14 protein-coding genes are annotated in these 17,793 nt (G+C 51.5%); 10 read left to right on the forward strand and 4 right to left on the reverse strand.

Going from position 1 to position 17,793, the window contains the following annotated elements:
- Positions 1–4: 4 nt before the first annotated feature.
- From AB4Z33_RS07745 to AB4Z33_RS07775, 7 genes are all read left to right on the forward strand, one after another.
- The gene (locus AB4Z33_RS07745; RefSeq protein WP_442049371.1) at positions 5–1,252 is read left to right on the forward strand and encodes an ABC transporter substrate-binding protein; all 1,248 of its coding nucleotides are present in this window, start codon (positions 5–7) and stop codon (positions 1,250–1,252) included.
- Positions 1,253–1,302: 50 nt separating this feature from the next.
- Positions 1,303–2,184, forward strand: a complete 882-nt coding sequence (locus tag AB4Z33_RS07750; protein WP_442049372.1) for a branched-chain amino acid ABC transporter permease — start codon at positions 1,303–1,305, stop codon at positions 2,182–2,184.
- Between the two features lie 38 nt (positions 2,185–2,222).
- Positions 2,223–4,061, forward strand: coding sequence for a branched-chain amino acid ABC transporter ATP-binding protein/permease (locus AB4Z33_RS07755; protein ID WP_442049373.1), 1,839 nt, complete (start codon positions 2,223–2,225; stop codon positions 4,059–4,061).
- Entirely contained in the window at positions 4,048–4,764 is a 717-nt protein-coding gene (locus tag AB4Z33_RS07760; protein ID WP_442049374.1) for an ABC transporter ATP-binding protein, read from the forward strand. Before AB4Z33_RS07755 ends, AB4Z33_RS07760 begins: the two co-directional genes overlap by 14 nt.
- A 34-nt stretch (positions 4,765–4,798) precedes the next feature.
- Entirely contained in the window at positions 4,799–6,022 is a 1,224-nt protein-coding gene (locus AB4Z33_RS07765; protein ID WP_442049375.1) for an amidohydrolase family protein, read from the forward strand.
- Positions 6,023–6,260: 238 nt separating this feature from the next.
- Positions 6,261–6,695 (forward strand): SRPBCC family protein, encoded by a 435-nt coding sequence (locus AB4Z33_RS07770; RefSeq protein ID WP_442049376.1) that lies wholly within the window; start codon positions 6,261–6,263, stop codon positions 6,693–6,695.
- 1 nt (position 6,696) lies between these two features.
- Positions 6,697–7,068, forward strand: coding sequence for an ArsR/SmtB family transcription factor (locus AB4Z33_RS07775; RefSeq protein ID WP_442049377.1), 372 nt, complete (start codon positions 6,697–6,699; stop codon positions 7,066–7,068).
- A 128-nt stretch (positions 7,069–7,196) separates the two neighbouring features.
- On the opposite strand, the gene AB4Z33_RS07780 is transcribed toward AB4Z33_RS07775, so the two are convergent.
- The 4 genes from AB4Z33_RS07780 to AB4Z33_RS07795 form a co-directional block, all read right to left on the reverse strand.
- Entirely contained in the window at positions 7,197–8,030 is an 834-nt protein-coding gene (locus tag AB4Z33_RS07780; protein WP_442049378.1) for a 1,4-dihydroxy-6-naphthoate synthase, read from the reverse strand.
- Positions 8,027–8,722: a futalosine hydrolase gene (locus AB4Z33_RS07785; RefSeq protein WP_442049379.1), complete on the reverse strand. Its 696-nt coding sequence runs from the start codon at positions 8,720–8,722 to the stop codon at positions 8,027–8,029. Before AB4Z33_RS07785 ends, AB4Z33_RS07780 begins: the two co-directional genes overlap by 4 nt.
- Before the next feature lie 86 nt (positions 8,723–8,808).
- Positions 8,809–10,176 carry a TrkH family potassium uptake protein gene (locus AB4Z33_RS07790; protein WP_442049380.1) on the reverse strand — a complete coding sequence of 456 codons (1,368 nt, stop codon included), beginning with the start codon at positions 10,174–10,176 and terminating at the stop codon, positions 8,809–8,811.
- A 69-nt stretch (positions 10,177–10,245) separates the two neighbouring features.
- Positions 10,246–11,856, reverse strand: a complete 1,611-nt coding sequence (locus tag AB4Z33_RS07795) for a histidine kinase N-terminal 7TM domain-containing protein (RefSeq protein ID WP_442049381.1) — start codon at positions 11,854–11,856, stop codon at positions 10,246–10,248.
- A 207-nt stretch (positions 11,857–12,063) separates the two neighbouring features.
- Here AB4Z33_RS07795 and AB4Z33_RS07800 point away from each other — a divergent pair, with 207 nt between their 5' ends.
- The 3 genes from AB4Z33_RS07800 (at position 12,064) to AB4Z33_RS07810 (ending at position 17,793) form a co-directional block, all read left to right on the forward strand.
- A complete protein-coding gene (locus AB4Z33_RS07800) occupies positions 12,064–14,460 on the forward strand; it encodes a choice-of-anchor Q domain-containing protein (protein WP_442049382.1) in 2,397 nt (798 codons plus the stop codon).
- Positions 14,461–14,735: 275 nt separating this feature from the next.
- Entirely contained in the window at positions 14,736–16,907 is a 2,172-nt protein-coding gene (locus AB4Z33_RS07805) for an NAD-dependent epimerase/dehydratase family protein (RefSeq protein ID WP_442049425.1), read from the forward strand.
- Positions 16,908–17,001: 94 nt separating this feature from the next.
- Positions 17,002–17,793 (forward strand): hypothetical protein, encoded by a 792-nt coding sequence (locus AB4Z33_RS07810; RefSeq protein ID WP_442049383.1) that lies wholly within the window; start codon positions 17,002–17,004, stop codon positions 17,791–17,793.

A 17,793-nucleotide genomic window follows, 5' to 3' on the forward strand; every position in this document is an offset into this window, starting at 1 on the left:
AGAGATGAGAAAGACGGTTGGAACGAAGGTTATGCTTGTGATGTTGGTTGCAATGATGACGTGGGTGCTGGCTGCTTGCGGGGGCGGCGGGAACACGAAGGAAACGACAGCGGGTACCGAGAGCAACAAACCGGCAGAGACGAGCGCGAGCAAGGAACCGATTCTGATCGGCGTGTCGACGGAAGCGACAGGCGATAACGCGATGAATTCGATTAACCTGTATCAAGGCGTACAGGTAGCGGTCGATCAAGTGAATGCCAAAGGCGGCATTAACGGCCGGCTTGTTGAGCTCGTCGTGCGCGATACGGAGCAAAATCCGACGCGCGGCATCAGCATCATCCGCGATTTCGGCCAGAAGGAGAAGGTGCATGCGGCAATCGGAGGTTTCTACAGCACGGTTATGCTAGCCCAGTCGCCGATCATCATGGAAGAAAAATTCCCGTTCATGGTTGCTACTTCTAATGTTCCAGCTTCGGTTGAAAGCGGCATGCCTTGGACGTTCGGCGTCCGCATGAACGCCAACATTACCGCGAAATACGCGCTCAAGTTTATAGAGGAGCATTTCGGCACGAACAAGATCGCGATTTTGCACGAAAACGGCGGTTACGGCAAAGGCGCGGCGGCGGCAATGACGAAGGCGCTTGAAGAAGCGGGCTTGAAGCCGGCAGCAGTGGAGTCGTTCGACAACGCGAAGGATAAAGATATGACCGCTCAAGTGAACCATGCGAAGGAGGCGGGTGCGGAAGTCATTTACTTGTTCGGCCAAGGCGCGGGCAACGGTTATGTGATGCAGGCGATGGATAAGCTCGGCTGGAAGGTGCCGATCGTCGGCGAGAACGGCATGGCGAATAAAGGCGCACAAGAGGTCGGCAAGGAGCTTGCAGAAGGAACGTACGCGATTCAGACGGCCAACTTCAACGTAGAGCAGACGCGCGAGCCGGCTAAAGTGTTTTTGGAGGATTTCACAACTAAATTCGGACATATCCCAACGACGTTCGCTTCTGCGGCGCAAGGCTATGACGGTGCGATGATGCTGTTCCAAGCGATTGGCGCTGCCGAGCTGACCGGCGATTTGAAGAAGGACCGCGAAGCGATCAAGAACAAGCTCGAGACGGGCTTCGGCGCATACAGCGGCGTTATTAAGGATTGGGAACAGCCTTTCACGACAGATAACCACGACGCGATTGATATCAACTCCTATCTCATGTGCGTGTGGAAAGACGGCAAGCTGATCATCTCCGATAAGCAATAACGAACGGACTTCACTTCAACTTCACAGACCTATGGAAATGAGGGATAGACATGTCGCTGATCCTGCAGCTTGTTATTAGCGGGCTATCGGTAGGCTGCTTGTACGCCCTGATCGCGCTCGGCTACAGCTTGACGTACGTCGTCAACGGAACGCTGAATATGTCCCAGGGACAGCTGGTTATGCTTGGAGGGGTGCTCATGTTCGGCTTTGCCGGAACGGGGMAGCTCCCCTTCTTCTTAGCGTTCGTGCTCGCTGCTCTGTTGGTCGGGCTGCTTAATCTCGGTATCGAGAGGCTGGCCATCCGCAAGTTCGACAAAGGCGCGAATTCGATCGAATGGGTGCTGAGCACGATCGCGGTCGGCATTATTATTCAAGATGTGGCGTTATATTTCAACGGCCCGGATGAAGGCGTTACGCCTTCGCCGGTCGGCGATCAGATGCTTCGGCTGTTCGGCGCGGGCATCTACTGGAAAGAGTTTGTGTTTTTGCCCGTCGTCGGCATCCTGCTCGTCCTGCTTGTTTTGTTTTACAAAAAATCGCATTGGGGCTTGTGGCTGCGCGCAACGGCGGACAATCGGACGGCCGTGGAAATCATGGGCATCAGCAGCAACCGGATCGTCGCCGTCGCTTACGTATTAAGCGGCTTGCTTGCCGGAATTGGCGGCGCTTTGATGTCTACCAACTACGCGGTATCGGTCGATGTGGGCTTGGCGCTCGGGCTTAAAGCGATCTCGGTGGCGATATTGGCGGGCGTCAACAATCCGAAGGGCATCGTGGCGGCGGGACTGCTGCTCGGCATTGGCGAGGTGTTCATCGGCCAATATATTTCGACTGCCTTCAGGGAAATGTTCGTATACGGCCTTGTCATTCTTGTCCTTTATTGGAGGCCGATGGGGCTGTTCAATGCCCGCAAAAGCATCGTGAAAGTGTAAGCGTAAGTGTAATGACGGACAATCAGGGGGGAGCGCAGATGAACACAGTGTTGCGCAAAAGCATGAACTACCGGGGAGCCGCCGGTTGGGCTGCCGCGCTGGCGGCGTTGGCGCTGTTAACCGCCGGCCCATGGCTGGTAGATACGTATTATTTGAATTTGATGTTCATGATCGGCATCTTCGTCATCACCTGCGCGGGGATGAATATCATCATTGGTTATTGCGGCATCGTCTCGATCGGCCATGCAGGCTTAATGGCGATTGGTGCGTATACGTCTTCGTATCTAAGCACCAAATACGGCTTGTCGTTCTGGCTTGTTGCGTTGATCGGCATTGTTGCTTCATTAATTATAGGCAGCTTAATTGCGATTCCGACCATTAGGGCGGGCGGCGTATACTTATCAATGATTACGATTGCGTTCGGAGTCGTCATTCACGAGGTGCTGATCCGCTGGGACGGCGTCACGGGCGGGCCTCTCGGCATCTCAGGCATACCGAAGCCGCAGATAGGAAGCTACACATTTGATCTAAAGGGGATGTACTTGCTCGTTCTTGTCATTGCGCTGGCCGCGCTGCTGCTTGTTCGCAATCTGCGTCGCTCCTCCTGGGGAAGAGCGATGATCGCAACGAAAGAGAACGAAATTGCCGCCGCTTCGCTCGGCATTCGCAAGTTCAAGGCGCAATACGTCGGCTTTGCAATTAGCTCAGTGCTTGCGGGTCTAGCGGGGGCGATCTACGCGCATACGAATAGCTTTATTAGCCCAGATACGTACCATTTTCCGACTTCGGTCCAGCTCGTGCTGATCGTTATTCTCGGCGGAGCGGGGCGAATGCTCGGACCGGTCATTGGAGCGGCAATCATCGTTTTCTTGCCGGAGCTGCTCGATATGGAGAAGCCGCGCATGGCGTTATACGGCGGCATTATGTTCGCGGTGCTGTATTTCTTGCCCAAAGGGATTGCCGGCACGATAGCCGGTTGGGTCGGCGCTAGGCTGGAAGCTTACCTGGGCCCGGCGGAAACGGAAGCTAGGGATAGTTCGCTTGCCGATTCGAAGCTGTTCCCGAACGCTGCCGCCCCGAAGGCTGTAGGTGAAGCGATGCTTGTGTTGGAGGGCGTCAACAAACATTTTGGCGGGCTGCATGCGCTTAAGGATATCGACATAACGATAAAAGCAGGCGAGGTGCATTCGTTGGTAGGGCCGAACGGCGCGGGTAAGACGACGCTGCTGAACGTGATTTCGGGTTTGTACAGCGCGGAGGAGGGGCGATTTCTTCTAAAGGGGCAGCCGCTTGTGCCGCGTTCGTTGTCTTCCGTCTCGGAGCTCGGCATTGCTAGAACGTTCCAGCATTCACGGCTATTCAAGGAATTATCGGTGGTCGAAAATGTGATGACGGGCGTAGCGCGAAGCCAGCGCAGCGGAATCGCGGAGGCGCTTCTGCGCACGCCGGGGCAGCTCCGCAAGGAGAAGGCGATGCGTGCCAGAGCGCATGCGCTGCTGGACTTGATCGGCTTCGAGGGAAGCAGGGATTTGCCGGCCAGTCAATTGCCTTACGGGCATCAACGCATGGTTGAAATCGCTCGCGCCTTAGCTACGGAGCCTAGTCTACTGCTGCTTGACGAGCCGGCTGCGGGTATGACCGCGGCGGAGATCGAACACTTGGAGCGGCTGCTGCAGAAGCTGGTCAAGGGCGGCATCACCGTTATTTTGATCGAGCATCATATGCACTTCGTGCAGCGTGTATCGGATACGGTGACGGTGCTCGACTTCGGCCGTGTTATTGGCACGGGCAGTCCGGACCAGATGCTGAACGATCCGCGCGTCATCCGCGCTTATCTGGGCGAAGAGGAGGAGGTGGCGGCCGGTGCTGAGCATTAAAGGACTGCATGTGCGATACGGCGCGATTCACGCGCTGAAGGGAATCGATCTTGAAGTAGGCGAAGGCGAGATCGTCGCTGTTATCGGCTCGAATGGCGCGGGCAAGACGACGCTGCTTCAATCCGTGTTAGGACTTGTGAAGCCTAGCGGAGGGACGGTCACATTCGAGGGCAAAGATATTACGGGGTTGTCCGCCAGCCGGACCTCTAATCTTGGCGTCTCGCTCGTTCCTGAGGGGCGCGAGGTGTTCGGGACGTTGTCCGTACTCGAAAACTTGCGGATGGGACTGAAGCAGAAGATCGGTTCCGTCTCGCGCGCCCAGTTCGACAAGGAGCTGGAGCTTGTGTTCGAGCGTTTTCCGCGCTTGCATGAGCGGCGCCACCAGCTTGCCTTCACGTTAAGCGGCGGCGAGCAGCAGATGCTTGTGCTGTCGCGGGCGATGATCAGCAAGCCGAAGCTGCTGCTTCTCGATGAACCATCGCTTGGCTTAGCGCCGATTATCGTGAACGAAATATTCGCGACTATCGCCGAGCTTAGCCGGGAAGGCGTATCGATCCTGCTCGTGGAGCAAATGGCGCACAAAGCGCTGTCGATAGCGGGAAGAGGGTATGTTATAGATAACGGAACGGTGGCCATGCACGGCCCGGCGGCAGCTTTGCTAGGTGACGAACGCATGATCAAGGTTTATTTGGGCGTACATTAAAGGAACTTATTATAGTCGCGAAAGGTGATGCAGCATGAAACGAACAACAATTAACCGCATTCGCATTGGCGAAGACCTATATAATATGACGATTGATCGAGAGCTGGGCGTTATCACAAGCTTGGAGAAAAATATCGGCGGGAAGATGACTGGCGGAACTGGCGAAGCCGGAGGGGAAGAAGCGCTGGATGCGGGTGGGTTGCTATACTTGCCTGCCATGAGCGATATGCACATCCATCTCGATAAGCATTTTCTCGGCGAACCGTGGAAGCCGCTGCAGCCGTTCGTGACGCTGCCTGGACAGCTTGCTTTCGAGAAAGCGATGATCAAGACGATGCCGACGACTGCCGCGGATCGGGCAAGGCGACTCATCGACCTGCTGCTGAGTCATGGCACGACGAAGATTCGGACGCATGTCGATGTCGATCCGGTGATCGGCATCTCCCATCTGGAGCATGTGCTGGCGGTGAGGGAGGAGTACCGGGGCGTGATGGAGATCGAGATCGTCGCATTTCCGCAGCAGGGGCTGCTGCGCTCCGATTCCGTTAAGGTCATGAAGGCAGCGCTGCGCGCCGGAGCCGAATATGTCGGCGGTGTCGACCCGGCAGGGCTGGACCGTCAAGTCGACTTCAGCCTCGAGACGATGTTCGAGCTGAGCTCGGAATTTGGCGCCGGCGTCGATCTTCATCTTCACGACCCCGGGCATCTCGGCTTGTACACGATCAGCCGCTTCGGCGACTTGACGGTTCAAGCGGGCAAAGGCGGACGTACGGCTGTTAGCCATGCGTATTGCCTAGGCCAAGTGACCGAGGCAGAATCGCGGGATCTGGCACAGAAGCTTGCGGCGGACGACGTCGCCATTATTACGAGCGTGCCGATTGATCGGCCGATGCCGCGCGTCGATCAGTTAATCGCCGAAGGTGTGCGCGTTCACGTCGGCTGCGACAATATTCTAGATGCATGGAGCCCGTTCGGCAATGGCGATCTGCTTGCAAGGGGCTCGAGGCTGGCCGAGAAGCTCGGCTGGATCGTCGACGAGGATCTGCTGCGGACGTATCCGCTCATCTCGTCGGGCTCGCTCGTGCCGAAGGCGGGGGATCCTGCCAGCTTTATGCTCGTGGACGCCATGAATCCGAAGCATGCGATTGCTCTTGCACCGCCTCGCGAAGCGGTGTTCTCCGCCGGCAAGCTGGTTGGCGGCAGGTGGAAGGAAGCGGCTGAACGTTTCGTTGCACCGGCTGCTTTGACCAGCTTATAATGTTACTCTTCAGAAGCACGGCCAGACATCAGTCAAGTTAGGTGTTTGGCAAGTGCTTTTTTTGTTTGCCTTCTTGGACATAATAGAAGCGCAGAACAAGGGATTATTTTCTATGTTGACATGAAACCAAATGGTTTCATATAATGAGAAGGCATCAGATTAGAAACCATTTGGTTTCATATCAATTGATTCCAGAGTGGACAAGCTCATTAAACATTGAACATTGGAGGTTATACTTATGGGAGACAACATTCATACACAGGACAAGCTGCCGGATATTCGCCAGACGGTCTTGTTGAAAGCGCCAATCGAGAAAGTATGGAAGGCCGTATCTACGGCAGAAGGCATAGCGGCATGGTTCATGCCGCCGAGTGATTTTCAGACGGAGGTCGGCTTCGAGTTTCATTTGAACGCAGGTCCATACGGTCAATCGCCTTGCAAGGTGACGGAGGTGGATCCGCCGAACCGTTTATCGTTTAATTGGGGCAAGGATTGGACGTTGACGTTCGAGTTGGCCGAGCTGCAGGGCGAGACGGAATTCACGCTCATTCACGGTGGGTGGACAGCTGGCATGGCGACCGAGTTCGGCGAACCGCATGACATCGTGCGAGGCAGAATGGAGCAAGGCTGGTCTGGCATTGGGCAGAAGCTCCGCGGCTATGTAGAGGAATAAGATGGCTGAACCGCTGCCGAAGCATGATGTGTTTCAAGCGATAGCCGATCCGACGCGGCGCAAGGTGCTTGAGCTGCTAGGCGATGAGGAACTGCCGCTAAACGCTATCAGCGGCCACTTCGCGATGAGCCGTACGGCCGTGTCGAAGCATCTCCGCGTCTTATCGGACGCCGGACTCGTGAAGGACCGGAAGGTCGGGCGCGAGACGCGCTACCGTCTAGACCCCGATCCGCTTAGAGAGCTGAAGCGCTGGCTGGCGTTTTACGAGCGCTTCTGGGATAACAAGCTCGCCGCGCTCAAGCGTTATGTGGAATCGGAGGATACGGATACCGATCCCGATTCGCCGGCCAATAACGGCATTATGGGCAACTAAATAGCTATGCATACGAAAAACCGCCTCATTAGTTCGATTTCAGGACACTAATGGGGGCGGTTTATTGTTTGTGGTACGAAAAACGGCTATTTAGTTAGACGAAATGCCGTTACATGCACTGGGAGCTACTATTTCCGCAGCAAAGACAAGTCAAAGTCCGGAACGAGGCCTTCCGCAGATGCTCGTCCGAGCAACGCTTCAATGGCCGCATAACCGTCTTCGCCGAGGTTGGCAGTGAACTCGTTCACGTATAGATCGATGTGCGACTGAGCAACATCTTCCGAGAGTTCTTGGGCATGCTCCATCACATAGCCGCGTGACGCACCGGGATGCTCCCAAGCGTACTCGACGGAAGAGCGAATCCAGTCTGTAATGGATTCGGCATCCAATGAGCGCTTGGCGATGATGGCGCCAAGCGGGATGGGCAAGCCTGTATCTTCTTCCCACCAGCTTCCGAGATCGGCGAGCTTGCTAAGGCTGTAATTCGGATAGGTGAAGCGGGCTTCATGAATGACGAGCCCGGCGTCGATTAGGCCGTCGCGTACGGCAGGCATAATCTCATGGAAAGGCATGACGACGATTTCGCCGACCCCTCCCGGCACTTGTTGCGCAGCCCATAGGCGGAACAGTAGGTACGCCGTCGAGCGCTCGCTAGGAACAGCGACTCGTTTGCCTGCTAGCGCAGCTGGGCCGCCCTCGCCATCTTTGGTTAGCACAAGTGGTCCGCAACCGCGGCCCAGCGCGCCGCCGCATGGCAGCAGCCGATAGTCTTCCAGCACCCAAGGTAATGCGGCGTATGAGATTTTCATAACCTCAGGGCCTTCCGCACGGGCAGCCCAGTTGTTCGTAATGTCGATATCCGCATACGTTACGTTAAGCTCCGGTGCTCCTGGCACTAAGCCATGCGCCAAAGCATGGAATACGAATGTGTCGTTGGGACACGGGGAATAAGCGATATTCATTCCAACACCTCCAGTATTGCGGCACTTGCCGCTTCAAGCGCAGCGAGCGCTTCGCCGATGCGCCATGCAGCGCGGTCGCGCGGACCGACGGCGTTCGAGATCGCGCGCAGCTCCGTGAACGGTATGGCTAGCCGCTGAGCGGCGACGGCAACGCCGTAGCCCTCCATCCCTTCCGCCGCGGCGCCGGGAATGCGGGCTGCATGCGCCGCAGCAGTCGCGGCGCTGCCTGTTGCCGTCGAGACGGTCAAGGCGGGAGCAAGCACCGCCGACAAGCCAGCAGCTTGGATGGCGTCATAGATGCGGCGACTCCAAGCGGGGTCAGCTTCAAGGCGAGCCGTGCCGAAGCCTAGCTCGTCCACGCTGATGAAGCCTTCCTGCGACTCGGCGCCGAGATCGGCGGCAATAATCTCGTCGGCTACGACGAGCGTACCGATGGCGGCAACGCCGTCGAAGCCGCCGCCGATGCCCGCGCTAATGACGAGTCCATACGGCTCGTCAGCGGCAGCAAGGGCGGCAGCGGTGCTCGCCGCCGCATAAGCAGGGCCGACGCCAGCAGCTATGACGTCGGCCTTCGCATTGCCTCCAAGGCCGCGCAAGACGGCGTCCTTCTCGGCATCTACCGCCGTAACGATCAACACGCGCGTTCCGCGGCTCTGTTGTTCTTCGTTACGGCTATGATTAATGTTGGTCACGGGGTAACTGCCTCCTTTACAGAAACTGATACTACATATCTATCTTCTAATAGTATCACTCGCTAGAAAGGGTGTCCAAATCTCGCCTATCCGATCGTAATCTTTCCTTCCGGGAATCGGTACAGTTCCTTCTTGGAGCGCGAGTTGAGAGCGAAGGCGAGCGTTACCGGACCCAAACGGCCGACGAACATAAGCAGGATGATGATGACTTTGCCTGCTTCGGACAGATGCGACGATAAGCCGGAGGACATGCCGACCGTACAATAGGCTGAAGTCGCTTCAAACAGGATTGCGAGGAACGAGCCGGTCTCCGTAATGGACAGCAGCATGGCGGCCGAGCAAATAATGGCGAAGGAAATCATCGTCAGCATAATAGCTTGATGGATCTGCTGCTTCGCAATACGGTAGCGGAACAGCACGATATCCTCTTTGCCCCGTATCATGGCAATCATGGCCCCGACTAATATCGCGAATGTCGTTACGCGAATACCGCCGCCCGTAGAGCCTGGCCCCGCCCCGATGAACATCAGAATAATGAGGAAAAACTGTGTTACCTCGCGCAGCAAGCTGGGATCGAGGGTGCTTAGTCCAGCCGATCTGGCTGTTACCGATTGGAACAACGAGCCAAGCACCTTGCCGCTTCCGGACAAAGGCTGCAGCGTTAGAGGGTTAGAGAACTCCAGCAAAAGGATAACGACTGCGCCTACGAATGTAAGCACGCCGGTTACGGATAAGACAACCTTACTATGCAGGCTGAACTTCTTGTGCTTCGGATAGGTGAGCAATTCCGAAATAACGATGAATCCGATCCCCCCGAAGAAAATGAGGAGCATCGAGACAATGTTGACGAACGGATCTTCTACATAATGAATGAGGCTGGCAGCCCGTTCGGGGAATTGCCCGAAGAGGTCGAAGCCGGCATTGTTGAAGAAAGAGACGCTATGGAATACGCCGAAGTAAAGCGCTTGGCCGACCGGCATCTCGAGCATGAAGTAGCCGCTAAGCAGGACAGCGCCGGATAGTTCGATGCTAAGCGCGTACAGCAGCACCTTGCGGACCATCTTGACGATGCCTTCCGTAGAGCCGTAATTCATCGATTCTTGCAGCACGAGACGCTCGCGGAACGAGATTTTCTTCTTGAACAACAGGGCGAACAAGGTCGCCATTGTCATAAAGCCGAGTCCGCCGATCTGGACGAGAATAATGACGACAACCTGGCCGAAGGTGGAGAAGTGCGTCCCCGTATTCAATATCGTCAGACCCGTTACGCAAGCGGCAGACGCCGAAGTGAACAGCGCGTCCAAAAAAGAGATTTGCTGATCTCCTGTATAAGCGAACGGGCGTGACAGCAATTGCGCGCCGATCATAATAATGACGACGAAGCCGAACAGCATGACCTGCGGAGGGCTCGGTCGAAAACGTAATTTTTTTCGAAGGGAAGCGGCGATCTTCATGGTGTCAATTCCACCTGTCTCTTTCCGGTTATTATGGGTAAAAATTGATTATAACATGTAGATAGTCTGCTAGCTTCCAGTGCTTGAGGCCGCAATTTCGTCGTGTGCTTCGATACGGTCTGCGGCGATGACTCGATTTCGGCCGTTGCGTTTCGCATAGTATAGCGCGTTATCGGCCTCGTGAAGCAGATATTCGAGCGGCAATGTCGATTGGTAACTTTCTGTTACGCCAAAGCTGGCTGTGATCGATATCGTGTTCGCTCCGCTTATTAAAGGAGTTGAACTAATCTTTTCTTTTAATTGCTCGGCGATCTGAAGGGCTTGTGCTAGCGAGGTGTTAGGCGCGCATAGAACGAACTCTTCGCCGCCGTAACGTGCAAAATAGGCGGAGGGCGCTATGATGCTGTTTACGAGGCTGACGACGTGCTGAAGAGCAAGATCGCCCACGCTATGCCCGTAGCGGTCATTAATCGCTTTGAAGAAGTCGATATCGAGAAGAATGATCGACATAGGCGTACGGCTAGTTATCGATTGTTCTAATTGTTTATTGGCAATCTCCATAAAATGAGTCCGGTTATATAAGCCCGTTAGTCCGTCTCTCTCGGCAAGGCGCCGCAGCTTGTTCTGCAATTGCATATGCTCGGTCATATCGATCATAACGATGGTGCGGCCGGCGACATCGCCTTTTGTATTCAGCAGCTTGGAGGAGCGAAGACGATAGTAATGGGTTTCGCCGCCTTTGATCCACTTCAATTCCTGCTCGTACTCCTGCTTCTGACCGTCATCCTTATCGTTGTCGAATACTCCGGTATCTGCGCCGCGCTTCCATACCTGGTCGATCGGCTTGCCGATAGCTGCAGGATTTAGGGAAGGAATAATGGCTATCGCTGCACTATTATAATCAACGATTCTGCCCGATAAATCTAGTACGAGCACGCCGTCGCGCATACTCTCGAATATATGATCCCTCGCTATCGGCGATACGGTCAACATGCCCACGGTAACGATAGCCCATATGTAGAGGGCCGATGTGATGCACATTACGATCGGTACAGGATCCATACCGAGAGGTGTCAAGCCGATTACGTAGAAGAAGGCTCCGAGCATAGGCAACAGATGGCCGAGGATCATGATGAAGTTTTGCTTGTGGTAACCTGCTCTTGATTTGCGCATATGCATGATCAGCAAAAATATAGATGCGGCCAGGCATCCAAACGTATAAGCGCCATGAACGTAATACCATCTGCCCGGGACGATGTCGACCATCGGCGTCGGCGTATTTTCCCGTAAATAGAGCAGCTTGTAAAATAAATGATGGTAGTCGTTCGTCGTATTCATAATGAGCGTAATAGTCGGAATGACAAATAGCACCCAGCCTCTGCGGAATGCGGCATAGGCGTGGATGCCGATATAGTGGAAGACGAGCAGTAGACTGCAAGGCGCAATGAACGGCATGCCGAAGTATTCGATACTGAGCCAAAATCTGATTTCCTGCAGGGAGTCGCTCGATAACTCGAAGGCGAAGGCGAAGGTGTAAATAGCGCTGAAGATGGAGGACCAGATAAACGCTTTGGTTCCTGTGAAGTTGGTTTTCATGTAGTAAGCGTAGATGGCCAGCAGCACACTAAGCACGCCGGAGATGATTACGAGAACGATGTAATCGTTTATGGACATATTCATTATTGGCTCCAGTACGTTCGTTATAAATAGAGTGTAGCACATTCGTGCGCCAAAAAGTATTAGAAGAACCATGGCGAAAAATAGAATAATTTGTGCGATTATGGGGAATATTGTGTCAAATGTCCCATGAACAAGCTGTCATAAATTGCTATAATAGAAGAGCGAGTAGTTTCGGAGGTATTCGCAGACTGCTTCAACCCTGATAGGTTGGAAGAAAGGAAGTTGATTAATAATATGCGAAAAATTAGACAGAAGATTGTCAATTTTAATTATACGAAAATAGGATTTCTAGTTCTTATGGTTGTTATGCTCATTTCATCGATATTTCAAGTCGCCGGAACTGAGCAAGTGAAGGCCGCGACGACGATGCCCCCGTCGGGGCCGACCGGAAAGGCTTATTACGTAGCGACAACAGGAAGTGATTCGAATCCCGGTACGTTGAACGCCCCGTGGAAAACGATCCAAAAAGCTGCGAATACGCTGGTAGCAGGGGAGATCGTTTATGTCAGAGGCGGAGTCTATAAGGAGTTTGTGACCATCAAAAAGTCAGGCTCTCAAAGCGGAGGCTACATCACATTCCAAAACTACGATGGCGAGGTTCCTGTTATTGACGGAACGGGGCTTAAGGTAACGAGTTCGATAAACGCGCTGTTCTATTTGAATAATGCAAGCTATATCGTCGTAAACGGTTTTGAGGTTCGTAATTTGGCTGCAGCTAGCAGTTCTCTTTATCCCGCTGGTTTCCGTGTTACTAACGGCGGGAATGAAATTTATATTTTAAACAATAACGTGAACCAGATTAAAAATACTTCTAGTGGCGGTAACGCCAACGGGATTCAGGTTTACGGAAACAAAAGTACGCCGATAACAAATGTGCGCATCAGCGGCAATGAGGTGCATAACCTGGTATTGGGATGGAGCGAATCTGTAGCCTTAAGCGGTAACGTTGACGGGTTCTCGATCGACAATAACGAGGTTCACCACAACGATAACATCGGTATCGATGTAGCCGGTTTTTATGGAAACTGCGCAAGTCCATGTTTCGATCAGGCCCGAAATGGAGTCATATCGGATAATGTCGTCCACCATATTGATTCCTCGGATAACCCAGCATATGAGGGTGATCCATCTGCTCCAGGGATATACTCGGATGGCGCAACGAATGTTGTTATTGAAAGAAACCATGTTTATTCTAATAACTTTGGGATGAGCCTGGCAAGCGAGAAAAAAGGCAACAGCACGAGCAACATCACTATACGGAACAACTACATCCATCATAATGATCGTTCCGGCATCATAATGGGGGGCTCTACCTCTGCGAACGGCGGCGCAGCCAACAATCTGATTGTCAATAATACGATGGTGGAGAACGATATGCGTAAAGAGGGGTTTGGGGAAATTACCCTTCAGGAAAACAATGTAAACAACAAGATAATGAACAATATTTTTTATGCGGGGCCGCAAATGCGATTTATTCAAAAGTCGAGTAAAAGCGGTTCAGGAAATATCATCGACTACAACCTCATGTTTAAAACCGACGGAGAAAATGGAAGTAAATGGAGATGGCAAGGAACATCATATAGCACATGGAGTGCATATAAGGCAGCGACGGGTTATGATGCAAATTCGGTATTCGCTGATCCGATGTTTGTAGATAAGAGTGCGAATGATATTCATCTAAGCGTAGGGTCGCCTGCGATTGACAAAGGTTTTCCAGGTGTGATGGAAGCTAGCTCAACTGATTTCGACGGAATGACAAGGTTGATGGGGAACTCGGTGGATATAGGTGCGATTGAGTTCAACGTTCCGACAGACCCAGGAACGGATCCAGGAACAGACCCAGGAACAGACCCAGGAACAGACCCAGGAACGGATCCAGGAACAGACCCAGGAACAGACCCAGGAACGGATCCAGGAACAGATCCAGGAACAGATCCAGGAACAGATCCAGGAWCAAACCCAGGAACGGATCCAGGAACGAACCCAGGAACGGATCCAGGAACRAACCCAGGAACGGATCCAGGAACGAACCCAGGAACAGATCCGGGAACGAACCCAGGAACAGATCCGGGAACGAACCCAGGAACGGATCCGGGAACGGACCCAGGAACAGTTCCTGTGCCGACTCCAGTTGTTATTACTGTGGATGGCAATGTATCGGATTGGGATAATGTCGTTGCATTGGAGACAGGCCCATCGAATGTAAGATCCTTAAAGGCATTCATGAACGATACGGATTTGAATTTGCTTGTTACCGGGAAATCACTCACGAGCAAAGGACAATTTTATATCAATACGGATAATGACAGCAGTACAGGTTTCCAAGTGTATCACTGGTCAACCAGTGGATCGGATTATTTAATAGAAAACGGAACCCTGTATAAATACAGTGGCAAAGGCGGCAGCGACTGGGCTTGGACAAAAGTGATATCCTATAAAACTATTAAAAAATTCGTTGTAAGCAGTACGGTACTCGAGGCTCAAATTTCATTGTCGGATTTAGGAGTAAGCGAGGGAGAAACAGTCTATATCGGATATGTATGGAAGGATTCTGATAGCAACAAGCTTTCGCTAGGTAAATCATTATTACCGGTTGGAAATTAATAGAGTGTGACCGTGGACCTCTTTAATCAACAGTGACAGTGCGGCTTTAATGAAGCGGACATTGTAGATGTTGATTAAAGAGGCCTTTTTTGTTTTAATAAATTTAATTTGCCATAGTAAATTGTCTGATTTTGTCGGTTTTTCATATAATAGATCGACTATACAATATTGGATGGTATAAACATTTCTCGTATGCTATCATAAGTGCACAAACGACATTTACGAAGCGTTTACAGCGAATATAGCAAAGCCGGGGTGAAGACGTGAAGGTCCTAGTGACAGGCGGATATGGGTTTATCGGATCACATGTAGCAGAACGGTTTAGTAAAGAAGGATATGAAGTATTCATACTAGATAACCTGTCTACGGGAAGTAAAGAAAATGTAACGATTAAGCATAAAGGATACTCCCTTTCTATAGAAGATCCAAAATGCGAAGAGGTCTTTCGCTCCAATCGTTTCGATGTGGTGGTACATCTAGCGGCTCAAGTTAACGTTGGGGCCTCGATCAAAAATCCTAGACAAGATTCCGAATCAAACGTGCTAGGATTGGTTAATATGCTTACTTTATCGAGCAAATATAAGGTCAAAAAGTTTATATTCGCTTCTTCCGCGGCAGTATACGGGACGAATGATAGAGTGCCATTGCTAGAAACGGAAGATTGTGATCCCATTTCGCCATATGGCATTAGCAAGTGGGTTGGAGAATCTTATTGTGCGAAATGGAATGAGCTTTACAATTTAGAGACACTTTGTTTTCGTTTTTCTAATGTTTATGGACCTAGGCAAGGAGGCTTGGGCGAAGGTGGCGTTATTTCGATATTCACGGATCGGATTTTAGCTGGACAACCGTTGTATGTTCATGGCGATGGCAGCCAAACCCGTGACTTTATTTACGTAGAGGATGTTGCATATGCGTTGTTTAGGGCTTCTAATTCATACCTAACAGGCATTTATAACTTATCTACGAATACGGAATGCAGCATTAATTCTCTAATTGATAAGTTCGGAAAACTGCAGGAAATAAAAAATGTAAATTACTCCGACAGCCGACCAGGCGACATTAAGCGTTCGACGCTGAGCAATGAGAAGGTGAAGCGGGATCTTGACTGGACTCCTATGTTCGATATGGACGAGGGACTTAGTAAAACGTATTCATGGTTCTTGCAGCACAGATCAACCATTGAAAGCGCAGCGTCGGCAGTCGCCGAGCCTTCGAGAGCGAAGCTGGCGTTCAAGTCGTTTATGCCGTACGGAGAAAATTTGCTTGCCTTTATTTTAACGGCATGGATTACGATTAATCAGCCCTACAGCTCTTTTGGCTCGATCGACATCAAGTTGTTTTACATTACCATTATGGGAATTATGTATGGAAGCAGGCAATCGATGCTCGCCGTTCTTATGTCGATCGGTCTATTTGTTTTTGAGAAACTTTATGACGGAAGGGAACTTGTATCCCTTTTCTATAACCCGGACTATTTATTTCAGATCGCAATATACGTATTCGTCGGCCTTGTCGTAGGTTACGCCATGGAGCGCAAGAACGGAAAGTTGCAAACACAAGAGCAGAAGATTGAAGAGCTGGAGGGAAGGTACGAATTTTTAAATAGTGTACATAGCGAGGTTCGCGAGGTTAAGGATGAGCTTCAACAGCGAATTTTGAACACAGGCGATAGCTTCGGCAAAATGTATGCTATCACGAAAGAGTTGGAAAGTCTTGAGCCGGAACAAGTTTTCATGGCTACCGTTAACGTTGTCAAATCCATTATGGGTGTGCAAACCGTATCGATTTATACCGTCAACACGACCCAGTCTTATTTACGTTTAGCCGCACATTCGAATGGATTAGAGGCGGGAGTAAGCAAATCCCTCCGTGCCGATGAGCATCCGTATCTTGAAACCGTGTTTGCAAGCGGCAAGGTGTTCGTTAACAAGGAGTTGGTGAGCGGTGTACCATTAATGACAGCTCCGGTTCAGGGTAGAGGAACTATAGCAGCTATTATTTCAATCGATGGAATGACATTTGATAAATTTTCGCTATATCACCAGAATTTGTTCAAGATTACGGCTGATTTGGTGTCCTCCGCTCTTTCCAGGGCTATTGCTTACACGGAAGCGTCTGAAGGACAACGTTACGTGGAGGGCACAACGATTCTAAAACCGGATGTGTTCGAGTCCATCTTGGAGAGTAAGCAGCAAGCCTGGAAAAAATATAATATTCCTTATCTGCTGTTAAAGGGACATTTGGATGGGGTATCCTTAATACAGTATTCAACACAGTTGGCGAGTCTGTTGCGGGAGAATGACTATATCGGTTTGAATAAAGCGGGAGATGTAATCGTACTGTTGTCAAATTCGGGAGCGGAGGATGCCGAAAACGTCTTGTCAAGATTTTCCCATCATCGACTGATGCTGAACAGGTTCGAAGGCGAGATAGCGGATGTTTGAGATATCCTACATCATATACGTCCTGTTGTCAGCTGGTGTTTTGGCATTAATACATAGAATTTCTGTTACGGATTGGTTACTAAGGGTTATCATAGTGTCGTTTCTTCCCGTCATAGGCTGGCTGCTCCCTATTTGCTGGCCGAGAAGCTGGGTCAAGCAGGATGATGCCAAGCTTGATGCCTTTGTAACCGCTCAAGAGAAAGAGGTTTCCGTTCTGCATGAGGGTATTTACTCCAAAGTCGAAGCAGACAGAGAACTCGATGTCATTCCTATTGAGGATGCACTGCTGGTCAGCGAGCATGGGGTACGGCGGAAGGTCATGATTGATGTTCTTAAGCAGGATTCCATGCGGCACATGGAGCTTCTGCAGGAAGCTGTTAGCAATGAGGATACGGAAACGTCACATTACGCGGTAAGCGCGATTATGGAAATAAAGCGCAAGCTGGCGCTTTCGTTACAGGAATTGTCTGTTCAGTATGAAACGGACAAGCAGGACGAGCATCTGTTGCTTGCTTACATCGGTGTTCTTAAGAGCTTCATGAAGAGCGGTTTCTTGGATGAAAGGACATTGCGACAATATAAATTCACTTACTTATCCGTACTGCAAAGCCTCCTTGAAGTTTCGCCTAATACCGAATTTGCCTACCCCGAAAAAATAAACACGGAGCTTGAGCTTGAACTATATGTTGAAGCAGAAGAAACGGGGCATCTGTATGCGTCGAACTTTCCACAAAGCGAAGAGGCTTACCTCGCCTTAATGAAGGTATATTTCTCCACAAAATCATCCGACAAGCTGCAAGATACGCTGAACAGCTTAAAAAAGTCGCCGCTTAACCTGTCTAATCGCGCGTTGACCTTGGTCCGGTTTTGGTCGGAAGGGGCATAA

It is taken from the genome of Paenibacillus sp. 2TAB19, assembly GCF_052115185.1.
Lineage (GTDB): Bacteria > Bacillota > Bacilli > Paenibacillales > Paenibacillaceae > Pristimantibacillus.

Coding starts and splice junctions, on each gene's coding strand:
- AB4Z33_RS07745 (WP_442049371.1), top strand. CDS start 5: ATGAGAAAGACGGTTGGAACGAAGGTTATGCTTGTGATGTTGGTTGCA.
- AB4Z33_RS07795 (WP_442049381.1), bottom strand. CDS start 11,856: ATGAATATGTCCATAAACGATTACATCGTTCTCGTAATCATCTCCGGC.
- AB4Z33_RS07775 (WP_442049377.1), top strand. CDS start 6,697: ATGGCTGAACCGCTGCCGAAGCATGATGTGTTTCAAGCGATAGCCGAT.
- AB4Z33_RS07765 (WP_442049375.1), top strand. CDS start 4,799: ATGAAACGAACAACAATTAACCGCATTCGCATTGGCGAAGACCTATAT.
- AB4Z33_RS07790 (WP_442049380.1), bottom strand. CDS start 10,176: ATGAAGATCGCCGCTTCCCTTCGAAAAAAATTACGTTTTCGACCGAGC.
- AB4Z33_RS07755 (WP_442049373.1), top strand. CDS start 2,223: ATGAACACAGTGTTGCGCAAAAGCATGAACTACCGGGGAGCCGCCGGT.
- AB4Z33_RS07780 (WP_442049378.1), bottom strand. CDS start 8,030: ATGAATATCGCTTATTCCCCGTGTCCCAACGACACATTCGTATTCCAT.
- AB4Z33_RS07770 (WP_442049376.1), top strand. CDS start 6,261: ATGGGAGACAACATTCATACACAGGACAAGCTGCCGGATATTCGCCAG.